General features: G+C 72.0%; 8 protein-coding genes. 4 read left to right on the top strand and 4 right to left on the bottom strand.

Going from position 1 to position 11,260, the window contains the following annotated elements:
* The coding region (locus AB0J67_RS10505; protein ID WP_363479232.1) for a glycosyltransferase family 39 protein at positions 1-990 on the bottom strand (990 nt) is incomplete at its 3' end.
* Between the two features lie 98 nt (positions 991-1,088).
* Here AB0J67_RS10505 and AB0J67_RS10500 point away from each other — a divergent pair.
* Positions 1,089-2,759: a stealth family protein gene (locus tag AB0J67_RS10500; RefSeq protein WP_363479229.1), complete on the top strand. Its 1,671-nt coding sequence runs from the start codon at positions 1,089-1,091 to the stop codon at positions 2,757-2,759.
* A gap of 186 nt (positions 2,760-2,945) precedes the next feature.
* Here AB0J67_RS10500 and AB0J67_RS10495 read toward each other — a convergent pair whose 3' ends face one another.
* Positions 2,946-4,799 carry an ABC transporter ATP-binding protein gene (locus tag AB0J67_RS10495; protein ID WP_363479226.1) on the bottom strand — a complete coding sequence of 618 codons (1,854 nt, stop codon included), beginning with the start codon at positions 4,797-4,799 and terminating at the stop codon, positions 2,946-2,948.
* A gap of 224 nt (positions 4,800-5,023) precedes the next feature.
* Here AB0J67_RS10495 and AB0J67_RS10490 point away from each other — a divergent pair, with 224 nt between their 5' ends.
* Positions 5,024-5,680: a ThuA domain-containing protein gene (locus AB0J67_RS10490; RefSeq protein ID WP_363479223.1), complete on the top strand. Its 657-nt coding sequence runs from the start codon at positions 5,024-5,026 to the stop codon at positions 5,678-5,680.
* Positions 5,681-5,728: 48 nt separating this feature from the next.
* Here the strand turns inward: AB0J67_RS10490 and AB0J67_RS10485 are convergent, their stop codons facing one another.
* Positions 5,729-7,024 (bottom strand): M48 family metalloprotease, encoded by a 1,296-nt coding sequence (locus AB0J67_RS10485; protein WP_363479220.1) that lies wholly within the window; start codon positions 7,022-7,024, stop codon positions 5,729-5,731.
* A 178-nt stretch (positions 7,025-7,202) separates the two neighbouring features.
* Positions 7,203-9,938 carry a pyruvate dehydrogenase (acetyl-transferring), homodimeric type gene (gene aceE / locus AB0J67_RS10480; RefSeq protein WP_363479217.1) on the bottom strand — a complete coding sequence of 912 codons (2,736 nt, stop codon included), beginning with the start codon at positions 9,936-9,938 and terminating at the stop codon, positions 7,203-7,205.
* Positions 9,939-10,141: 203 nt separating this feature from the next.
* Between aceE and AB0J67_RS10475 the strand changes: the two genes are divergently transcribed.
* The gene (locus AB0J67_RS10475) at positions 10,142-10,672 is read left to right on the top strand and encodes a hypothetical protein (protein ID WP_363479214.1); all 531 of its coding nucleotides are present in this window, start codon (positions 10,142-10,144) and stop codon (positions 10,670-10,672) included.
* A gap of 35 nt (positions 10,673-10,707) precedes the next feature.
* The gene (locus tag AB0J67_RS10470) at positions 10,708-11,112 is read left to right on the top strand and encodes a YjbQ family protein (protein WP_363479211.1); all 405 of its coding nucleotides are present in this window, start codon (positions 10,708-10,710) and stop codon (positions 11,110-11,112) included.
* Positions 11,113-11,260 lie beyond the last annotated feature (148 nt).

Here is an 11,260-nt window from a genome sequence, read left to right as displayed (position 1 = left end):
CGACAGCTGCCGCAGCGTGCAGGCGGCCAGCAGCACCCAGGCGGGCAGCGTGAACAGCAGGTACCGGGACAGCATCATGTTGATCACCGGGGTGATCGCCAGCACGGCGGCGGGCGGCAGCAGTGCCCAGGCCAGCAGGAAGCGGCGGCGCGGCTCGGCCAGGCGCACCGAGAGCACCGCCAGCGCGACGACCGCCAGGCCGACCCAGAGCGAGCCGAAGATGCTGGTGAGGAACTCGCGGATGGACTCCTCGCCGCGGTCGCCGATCCAGCCGATCTGGCCCGTCTGGCGCTTGCCGAGCCACAGCAGCGGCACCACCGGCAGGCCGCCGGCCGCGCTCGCCAGCAGCCAGTGGCGCAGCGCGACCGAACGCAGGCCGGCGCTGCTCACCACGGCGACCGCGTACGCCGCCAGCATCGTCAGCGCGACCAGGTGCGACCAGCCGATCGCCGTGACGGCCAGGGCGTAGGGCACCCAGCGCCGCCACGACGACGGCTGCTCCAGCGCGCGCAGCAGCGCCAGCGCGCCCGCGACGGTGAACGCCAGCGCGAACGCGTACGGCCGCGCCTCCTCGCCGTACCGCGAGACCGACGGCAGCAGTGCGAACAGCAGCCCGGCGACCAGACCGGTGCCGGGGGAGAACATCCGCCGCCCGAGCGCGCCGACGAGGCCCGCCGCGGCGGCCATCGCCAGCGCCGAGGGCAGCCGCAGGCTGGTGAGGCTGTCCCCGAAGAGGGCGACCCACGCCCGGGTGAACACGTAGAACGGCGCGAAGACCGCGTCTACCTTGGACAACAGCAGCTGGAGCTGGTGGTTGTCGAGCGAGGTGGCCCACCAGGTGGCGTACTCGTCCCGCCAGAGCGCGCGGCGCTCGTGGCCGACCAGGACGGTGACCAGGGTGACCAGTGCGGGAAGTGCGACGGGCAGGCTGCGGGCGAGCCGGGAGCCGGAATCGGCGGCGCCGGTCGCGTGCGGTTGTGGGCGGGTCAAGCGTTGACCCCCTGACGGCTGAAAACGGCAGTCAACATGAATATCCTTATTGACCAAATACGCAGACCTATGCGGCTTATCACCTATGTTGGGATGCTGTGAAGCAGATTGTCAAACGCCTCCTCCCGAGGCCCGCACTGCGCGCCGCCGCCTTCCGCCTCCCGCTCCGCCAGCGCGTCCGCATCGCCAAACTGCTCGTGGGCGGGCCCGCCCGCAGCCGCGGCCCGGCGGCGCCTGCCGCCTCCTCACCGGCCCGCGCCTGGCACGACAACCTGCAGGCCGTCACCGGGCTGCTGGAGGCCGACGGCGTCGACTACTTCTGCCTGCCGCACACCGACCCCAAGCGCAGCGCGGTCGCCGTCGCGGCCGAGCACCGCGCCCAGGTGCTGCGCCTGCTGCGCGGCCGCCTCGCCGGGTCGGGAATGGTCGCCCGCACCCTCGACACGGTCGGTCGCCGGGTCAGCCCGCAGCGCTGCGCGGTGGTGCAGGTCTACCGGGCCGGCACCGCCGCCGCGGGCACGCCGCTGCTCGCCGACGCGTACGCCTGCGAGATCGAGTTCTGGTCGACCGTGAAGGACAAGGGCTGGCACGCGCCCCGCCAGGTCGGCCCGCGCGCGCACAAGGTCGGCACCGTGCTCGGGGTGGACAACCCCGTGCAGTACGTCGCCGCCGAGCGCCTGTCGGCGTTCATGCCGCGCGACGCCGAGCCGCGCTACCGCAGCCGCGCCGTGTACGCCGAGCCCGGCCCCACCGACGTGCAGTTCCCCATCGACGTCGTCTACACCTGGGTCGACGGCGACGACCCGGCCTGGCGGCTGCGCAAGGCCCAGGCGCTGGGCGAGGACGAAGACGACTCGTTCGCCGGGCTGGCCACCAACGCGTCCCGCTTCACCTCACGCGACGAGCTGCTCTACTCGCTGCGCTCGCTGCACGCCTTCGCGCCGTGGGTCAACCACATCTACCTGGTGACCGACGACCAGACGCCGTCCTGGCTGGACCCGACCTCGCCGTACGTCACCCTGGTCTCGCACAAGGAGATCTTCGGCGACGTGGGCCGGCTGCCCACCTTCAACTCGCACGCCATCGAGTCGCGGCTGCACAAGGTGCACGGCCTGGCCGAGCACTTCCTGTACTTCAACGACGACATGATCCTGGGCCGGCCGGTGCTGCCCACCCAGTTCTTCTTCGCCAACGGCGTGGCCAAGTTCTTCCCGTCCAGCTCGCTGGTCGACGTCAACCCGCCCGCGCCAGCCGACGCCCCGGTGGACGTCGCGGCGAAGAACAACCGGCGGCTGCTGCAGTCGCGCTTCGGCACGCAGCTCTACCAGAAGATGCGGCACGTGCCGTACCCGCTGCTGCGCAGCGTGCTGGAGGAGATCGAGACCGAGCTGCGCGAGGAGTCGCACGCGACCGCCTCGCACCAGTTCCGCGACCGCGGCGACCTGTCCATCCCGTCGTCGCTGGCGCACTACTGGGCGCACAGCACCGGGCGCTCGGTGCCCGGCTCGATCAGCCACACCTACATCGACCTGGGCCGCCTCATCGCGCCGGTGATGCTGGCCCGGCTGGTCCGGCAGCGCAACGTCGACGTGTTCTGCCTCAACGACACCAACTCCGACGACGGCGACCTGGCCGAGCAGGCCGCGATGGTGCGCGACTTCATGGAGGCGTACTTCCCGTTCAACGCCCCCTGGGAGCTGTCCGGCCGGATGGACCTCACCCAGCGCACCCGCGAACCCGAACCCGCCGGCGCCCCGGCCGCCCGCTGACCCGCGCGGCTCGTCCCGCGGTCGCGGGCTGCTCCGTCACCTCCGGGCAGCTCGTCCGGCGGGCGCGGCTTGCCGGTGGTGGGCTTGCCGGACCGCGTTGATCGCTGATTCGTGCCATGATCCGCAGCCGGACTGCGGATCATGGCACGAACTCGTGATCAAGCCCCGCCCGCAGACCCGACCACCTCAAGAGGCGGGTTCCACCAGGAACTGGTGGGCCGCGAGCTCGCGGTAGAGCGGGCTGGTCTCCAGCAGCTCCTCGTGGCGGCCGGTGGCGACCACCCGGCCGCCGTCCAGCACCACGATCTGGTCCGCGTCGACCACCGTGGACAGCCGGTGCGCCACGATCAGCAGGGTGCGGCCCCGGGCGACGGTGTCGATGGCCGCGCGCAGCGCGGCCTCGTTGCGCGCGTCGAGGTTGCTCGTCGGCTCGTCCAGCAGCAGGATCGGCGGCGCGGCCAGCAGCGTACGCGCGATCGCCAGCCGCTGCCGCTCGCCGCCGGACAGCAGCACGCCGCCCTCGCCGACCTGCGCGGAAAGCCCCAGCGGGGTGCGGTCGACCAGCTCCTCCAGGTTCACCGCGGCCAGCACCGCCCGCATCTGCTCGTCGGTCGCGTCCGGCGTGGCCAGCCGCAGGTTGTCCCGCAGCGTGCCGGCCAGCACCGGCGACTCCTGCTCGACGTACCCCAGCCTGGCGCGCAGCGCGTCGTGGGTCAGCTCCCGCACGTCCACCCCGTCCACCCGCAGGCTGCCCGAGCTGACCTCGTAGAACCGCTCGACCAGCGACAGCAGCGTCGACTTGCCCGCCCCGGACGGCCCGACCAGTGCGGTACGCGTCCCCACCGGCGCCTGGAAGCTCACCTCGTGCAACACCGGCGCCCCGGACACCCCCTCGGCGCCGGTGTACGCGAAGCTCACCTGGTCGAACTCGATCGCGGGCGCCACCGCCGACGCCGAGCCGTCGGCCGAGCCCTGCTCGGAGGCGCCGTCACGGCTGCCCGGCAGCGGCTGCACGGGCACGCCGTCGCGCCGGTCCGCCCCGGCCGGCTGCTCGCCGGCCCCCTCCAGCGGGATGACCAGCACCTCCTCCATCCGCTGCAACGCGCCGAGCCCCGCCTGCAGCTGGGTGTACGCGTTGAGCGCCTGCCCGAGCGGCATCACCAGGAAGAACACGAACAGCACGAACGCCACCAGGTCGCCCACGGTGATCACGCCGGACGCGACCCGCGCCCCGCCCACCCCCAGCACCAGCAGGAACGAGCCCTGGATCGTGGTCACCATCGCGGGCTGCACGATCGCCTGCAACCGCGCGATGCGCACGCCCGCCCGGTACGCCTGCTCGGCGCTGTCCGACACCGTCGCGGTCTCGCGCGCCTCGGCGCGGCTGGCCCGGATGGTGCGCGCGGCGCTGATCGACCGCTCGACCGCCGCGGTCATCTCGCCGATGCGGGCCTGCGCCTCGCGCGACATGCCGCGCACCTTGCGGGCGAAGAAGATGCCGCCGGACAGGCCGACCACCAGGCCGACCAGCGTCACCCCGAACAGCACCGGGTCGAGCAGCACCATCGCCGTCGCCGCGCCGACCACCATGATCGCGCCGGAGACGGTGTCGAACAGGCCCGAGGTGACCACCGCCCGTAGCAGCGTGGTGTCCGCGCCGACCCGCGACAGCAGGTCACCGGTGCGGCGCAGGTCGTACTCGACGACGGGCAGGCGCAGCAGGTGCCCGGCCAGCCGCCGCCGCGCGGTGAGCACCAGGCCCTCGGCGGTGCGCTGCAGCAGGAAGTGCCGGAACCCGTCCAGCGCCGCGACGGCGACCAGCGTCACCACCAGCAGGGCGACGCTGCCGCCGACCGGGGCCTGCGCGCCGAGCCCGTCGAGCACGTCGCGGGTGAGCACCGGCTGCAGCAGCGTGCCGGCCGTGGTCACCAGCGACAGCGCCGCGACCACGAGCAGGGAGGCGCGGTGGGCGCGCAGGTACGGCCAGAGCGTGCGCAGCCCGACCTGGGGCAGCGCGGCGGAGGGGTCTTCCGGGGGCATCCCCCGACACTAACCGCCCCGCACCGCCCCACCCGCCGCGAGGAAAGGAAGGGCACCTTCTTAACGCCTGGCCAGGGAAGATCGCTGGTTCCGGTCAGGAAGTGCGGTGTCACCCAGGGTTTTGACCAGAAACAGTGATCTTCCCCAGGGCCGACCGAGGTGGACCAGCCGGGGATGGCGATCTGCCGTCGCGGGCCGCGGAGAAACCGTTTACCCTTTCGCCCATGCGTACCGCGTTGATCGTCCGGGGCGGGGCCGACTTCCACGACCCGGTCGGCACCACCGACAGCTTCCTGCCGTACCTGAAGGACCAGGGCTTCTCCGTCGAGATCGCCGAGGACCTGGCCGTGTACGACGACGCGGCGCTGCTCGCCCGGACCGACCTCGTGGTCAACTGCTGGACGGCGGGCGGCGACGCGCTCACGCCGTCACGCGCGGAGAACCTCGACGCCGCGGTGCGCGCCGGCACCGGCCTGGCCGGCTGGCACGGCGGCATCGTCGCCGCCTTCACCGACCGCCGCTACCAGTGGCTCACCGGCGGCTGGTTCGTCTGCCACCCGGGCGACTTCGTCCCGCACACGCTGACCGTGCTGCCGGAGCGGGTTGACCATCCGATCGTGGCCGGGATCGGCACCGTGGAACTGGACACCGAACGGTACTGGCTGCTCGCCGACCCGCTCAACGACGTACTGGCGACGATCACCTTCCCGGTCGAGGACGGCGAGCCCTGGCACGAGCCCGTCACCCACCCCGCGGTGTGGACCCGGCAGTGGGGCGCGGGCCGGATCTTCGTGTCCACCGTCGGCCACCACCTGCCCGACCTGGACGTAGTCGAGATCCGCCGGCTCACCGAGCGCGGCCTGACCTGGGCCGCGCGCTGACCCGGGCACGCCCGGGCCGGACCGCCGCGCGGCTGTGGCCGCCACGGCTCACCAGCTCGCGGCGATGACCCGGCGGTAGCCTTCCTCGAAACCTGCCAGCTCCGCGTCCAGCCGCTCGGCCGCGGCCTCGGTGAGCACGACCTGCGCGCTGCGATAAGGCTGCGTGACCGCCATCCGGTGCCGCAGCCCGGCCGGCGGATGGGAGCTGAAGGGCGAGGCGTCGCGGCGCCTGGTGAGCTGGCGCAGCCGCCCCAGCCGGGGTTCGAGCGCCGCCCTGGTCTGCTCGACCGCCTCCCGCCAGCCCGCCGCCCGCGCGCCACCGCGGGCCCGGCTGCCGACCACGGTGCGGTGCAGGTGCCCGCATGCCACCACGTCCATCAGCGAACCCGTGGCGGTGGTGCCGCCGATCCGGGCCGCCGTGTCGTCGGCGTGGTACTCGGCGCGCTGCGCGTCGCGTGCCCCGAGCACGTGCAGGAGCACATGCACCAGCCACGCCGCGCGCGCCGCCGGCCACAGCAGCTGGCCGAGCGCGGACTGGCCCAGCCGGGCGAACGCGGCGACGGGTTCCTCGTCGTCCTCCTCGACGAGCCGCCGCAAGGGCGACAGCAGCTCGGCGACGTCGCCGAAGAAGGCCAGCGCCGGCTGGGTACGCAGCGAGCGCCGGTTGTCGTTGTTGACGAAGTGGCCCAGCTCGTGGGCGAGCAGCACGACCCGCTCCTGCGGACGCAGCGAGCTCCACAGCGGCAGGCCCAGCGTCAGCACCCGGCGGCGCCGCAGCCCCAGCACGGCTGCGGAGGCACCCCACTCGGGGCTGAGCAGCACCAGGTCGGGCACCGGCGCGCCGGCCGCCGCTGCGACCCGGTCGATCAGGGCGAACAGCTCGGGCTGGCCGGTGCGCGACAGCTCGTCGTACTTCTCGCGCAGCGGGGCCACCCGGCCCAGCCGGGGGCGGCACAGCAGGGCGCAGCCGATCATGATCACGCCGATGAGCTTGAGCAGGAACGGTCCGGCGACGACGAGCCACAGGCCGCCCACCGCCAGGCCGAGCAGGATGCCGATGACCAGTACGGAGACCGCTGTCAGCGCCGCCGAGACGGCGGTGGTCCCCGGCCGGGTCAGCGGATGGCCGGACAGCTTCGTGAAAAGGTCGGCGTCGAGTCGGTAGCCGATCCGGTGCGCCCACCGTTCCTGCCGGTCGGTGAACCGCCCCAGCGCGGGGTCCGGGGCGCGGAAGGCGAGATTCCACTCGCACCGCTCGCACCACGGCAGCTCGCCACCCTCGTCGGCCAGCCTGCTGTGGCACTGCGGGCACAGGGCCGGCACGGGCGTCTGCGTGATCGACACCGCGGGATCGTCGCAGCCCGTGCCGGTGCCGTCAACGGGCTGTTCGGCCGGAGCGGGCCGGGGTGGCCGCCGGTGCCCCCCGCGCGAAGGCCCCGCGACCTACCAGGTCACGGGGCCTTACGCGTTAAGAAGGTGCCCTTCCTTTACATATACCGATAAGAAGGTGCCCTTCCTTTCGTCAGGACTCGCCGCCGGTCTCGCCGGCGGGGGCGGCCATGACGTCCTCGATGGCGTACTTGCGGGCGGCCTCGGCCGGGGCCGTGGCCGGGACCTCACCGTCGCGGGCGAGCTGCGACAGGACGGCCACCACGATCGACTCCGCGTCCACGTTGAAGTGGCGGCGCAGGGCCGAGCGGGTGTCCGACATGCCGAAGCCGTCGGTGCCCAGCGAGGTGTAGCTGCCCGGCACCCAGCGGGAGATCAGGTCCGGCACGGCCCGCATCCAGTCGGACACGGCGACCTTCGGGCCGGCCGCGTTCTCCAGGGCACGGGTCACGTACGGCACCTTGGCGGGCTGGTCCGGGTGCAGCAGGTTGTGCCGCTCGGTGTCCACCGCGTCGCGGCGCAGCTCGCCCCAGCTGGTCGCCGACCAGACGTCGGCCGACACGCCCCAGTCCTCGGCCAGCAGCTGCTGGGCGCGCAGCGCCCACTGCATGCCGACGCCGGAGGCCATGATCTGCGCCTTCGGGCCCTCCACGGTCGACTCGGAGTAGCGGTACAGGCCCTTGAGCAGGCCCGCCACGTCCAGGTTCGCGGGCTCGGCCGGGTGTACGTACGGCTCGTTGTAGACCGTCAGGTAGTAGAAGACGTCCTCCGGCGACTCGCCGTACATGCGGCGCAGGCCGTCCTCCATGATGTAGGAGATCTCGAAGCCGAACGCGGGGTCGTAGCTGACCGCGGCCGGGTTCGTCGCCGCGATGAGCAGCGAGTGACCGTCCTCGTGCTGCAGGCCCTCGCCGTTGAGCGTGGTGCGGCCCGCGGTGGCGCCCAGCAGGAAGCCACGCGTCATCTGGTCCGCCGCCGCCCACAGGCCGTCGGCCGTGCGCTGCCACCCGAACATCGAGTAGAAGATGTACACCGGGATCATCGGCTCGCCGTGGGTGGCGTACGCGCTGCCCACCGCGGTGAACGAGGCGATCGAGCCGGCCTCGTTGATGCCCTCGTGCAGGATCTGCCCGGCGGTGGACTCCTTGTAGGACAGGAACAGCTCCCGGTCCACCGAGGTGTACTGCTGGCCGTGCGGTGAGTAGATCTTCGCCGTCGGGAACAGCGAGTCCATGCCGAAGGTGCGCGCCTCGTCCGGGATGATCGGCACCCAGCGGTGGCCGATGCCCTTGTCCTTCATCAGGTCCTTGAAGAGCCGGACGAAGGCCATCGTGGTGGCGATCTTCTGCTTGCCGGAGCCCTTCTTCAGGTCCGCGTAGACCTTGGTCTCGGGCAGCTGCAGCGGGATCTTCTTGGTGTTGCGCTGCGGCAGCGAGCCGCCCAGCGCCGTGCGCCGCTCCATCAGGTACGCGATCTCGTCGCTCTTGGCACCCGGGTGGAAGTACGGCGGCTCGTACGGGTTGGCCTCCAGGGCCGAGTCCGGGATGTCCAGGAAGAGGCGGTCGCGGAAGCCCTTGAGGTCGTCCAGCGTCAGCTTCTTCATCTGGTGCGTGGCGTTGCGGCCCTCGAAGTGCGAGCCCAGCGTCCAGCCCTTGATGGTCTTGGCGAGGATCACCGTCGGCTGGCCGGTGTGCTCGGTCGCCGCCTTGTACGCCGCGTAGAGCTTGCGGTAGTCGTGGCCGCCGCGCTTGAGACCCCAGATCTCGTCGTCGGACATGTGCTCGACCATCTTGCGGGTGCGCGCGTCGCGGCCGAAGAAGTGCTCGCGCACGTACGCGCCGGACTCCGCCTTGTAGGTCTGGTAGTCACCGTCGGGCGTGGTGTTCATCAGGTTGACCAGCGCGCCGTCGGTGTCCCCGGCCAGCAGCGGGTCCCACTCGCGACCCCAGACGACCTTGATGACGTTCCAGCCGGCGCCGCGGAAGAAGGCCTCCAGCTCCTGGATGACCTTGCCGTTGCCGCGGACCGGGCCGTCGAGGCGCTGCAGGTTGCAGTTGATCACGAAGGTGAGGTTGTCCAGCTCCTCGCGCGCGGCCAGGCCGATCGCGCCGAGGGTCTCCGGCTCGTCCATCTCGCCGTCGCCGAGGAACGACCACACGTGCTGCTGCGAGGTGTCCTTGATGCCGCGGTGGTGCAGGTAGCGGTTGAACCGCGCCTGGTAGATCGCGTTGAGGCCGCCCAGGCCCATGGACACCGTCGGGAACTCCCAGAAGTCCGGCATCAGGCGCGGGTGCGGGTACGACGGCAGGCCGCCGCCCGGGTGCGTCAGCTCCTGGCGGAACCCGTCGAGCTGGTGCTCGGTCAGCCGGCCCTCGAGGTACGCGCGCGCGTACATACCGGGCGACGCGTGGCCCTGGTAGAAGATGTGGTCGCCGCCACCGGGGTGGTTCTTGCCCCGGAAGAAGTGGTTGAAGCCGACCTCGTAGAGCGACGCCGACGACGCGTAGGTCGAGATGTGGCCGCCCACGCCGACGCCCGGGCGCTGCGCCCGGTGCACCGTCATCGCGGCGTTCCACCGGATGTAGGCACGCAGCCGGCGCTCGATGTGCTCGTCACCGGGGAACCACGGCTCGCGCTCGCTCGGGATGGTGTTGATGTAGTCCGTGGTGGTCAGCGGGGGCACGCCGACCTGGCGCTCGCGGGCCCGCTCCAGCAGGCGCAACATCACGTAGCGGGCGCGCTTCGCCCCTCGCTCGTCGATAACTCCGTCGAGCGACTCCACCCACTCGGCCGTCTCCTCGGGATCGATGTCCGGGAGCTGGCTCGGCAGGCCGTCGCTGATCACCGGGCGCTTGCGTTCGGTGGCCACAGGCGTTCCCTCGTAGTTGTAGTGATGATCGGTCTAGACGAACAGAGTTTGTCTGTTCGCCCCATCCTGCCCCTCCGGTGGGGTATTCGTCACGCGTACGGCCATCCGATGCGACACGCGACACGCATACTGACCAGTAACTTTTGGGTCGGCTTGCCGACCATGACGGGAACGCAGTGGCGGGTGCCGATTAGATTGCCGCCATGCGTCGACTCCTCGGTCTCCTTCTCATCGCATACGGGTTCCTGCTCGCTGTCAATACGACGTTCCCCCTGGTCGCCGACCTGAGCGGGGAGCGGGTGGCCGCGGGGCCGTCCGGTGACAGCTGGAGCTGCAGCGCACCCCTGCTGGCCGCGCCGTACGCCGGCATCCACGGCAACTGCGAGGTCACCTGGCTGGAGGGCGCCCAGCGCGCCGACGGCCGCCTGGTCGGCGCCGGCGTGGCCGACCTCATGAAGCCCTCCGCCACCGTCGACGCCGCGGTCATCGAGGGCATGGACGGCTACGCCTTCCTGCCCCCGGCCGGGCTGGAGCGCATCGCCGGCTTCGCCGCCCCGCTGGTGGTGATCTTCGGCCTGGTGCTGCTGCTCGCCCCGCGCAAGCGCCGCCGCCGCGGCTCGCACGGCCACCACGGCGACCACGACCACGACGATGACGACAACGACGGCGGCTGGGGCGACTCCGACTCCGGCGGCGACAGCGGCGGCGGCGACGGAGGCGGCGGCGGGGACTGACCCGTTCCGCCACGGTGCTGTCCTACGGTGTCCCCATGGACAGCACCGTGCTCACCGTACGCACCGGCTCGCAGGCCACCGTGGTGGATCTGACCGACCAGGCGGCGCGCTTCGTCGCGGACAAGGGGGACGGCCTGCTGCACGTCTTCGTCCCCCACGCGACGGCCGGCATCGCCCTGATCGAGACCGGCGCCGGCAGCGACGACGACCTGCTCACCGCCCTCGAACACGTGCTCCCCGCCGACACCGGCTGGCGCCACCGCCACGGCAGCCACGGCCACGGCCGCGACCACGTCCTGCCCGCCTTCATCGCCCCCTACGCCACCCTCCCCGTCCTGGCCGGCCGCATCGCCCTCGGCACCTGGCAGTCCATCTGCCTCGTCGACACCAACGCCGACAACCCCATCCGCCAGATCCGCCTCTCCTTCCTCCCCGGCTGACCGCCGCGGGGCGTCGATCTTGCGTGAGCTGTGGGTATGACACGCGCATATCGCCCGTAAGGGCAACAGTTCGCGCAAGATCGTCGCGATCTTGGGGCGGGGTGGCGGCGGGGGAAAGTTTCAGGGTGGGTGATTGACACTCCCGAAA

The sequence above is a fragment of the Catellatospora sp. NPDC049609 genome (assembly GCF_040675365.1).
Taxonomy (GTDB): domain Bacteria; phylum Actinomycetota; class Actinomycetes; order Mycobacteriales; family Micromonosporaceae; genus Catellatospora.
Note: the sequence above shows the minus strand (reverse complement) of the source record. Positions and strands in the feature narration are given on the sequence as shown.

Excerpts from the sequence above, each read along its gene's own strand:
- AB0J67_RS10495 (WP_363479226.1), bottom strand. The coding sequence starts at position 4,799 with ATGCCCCCGGAAGACCCCTCCGCCGCGCTGCCCCAGGTCGGGCTGCGC.
- AB0J67_RS10490 (WP_363479223.1), top strand. The coding sequence starts at position 5,024 with ATGCGTACCGCGTTGATCGTCCGGGGCGGGGCCGACTTCCACGACCCG.
- AB0J67_RS10475 (WP_363479214.1), top strand. The coding sequence starts at position 10,142 with ATGCGTCGACTCCTCGGTCTCCTTCTCATCGCATACGGGTTCCTGCTC.
- AB0J67_RS10470 (WP_363479211.1), top strand. The coding sequence starts at position 10,708 with ATGGACAGCACCGTGCTCACCGTACGCACCGGCTCGCAGGCCACCGTG.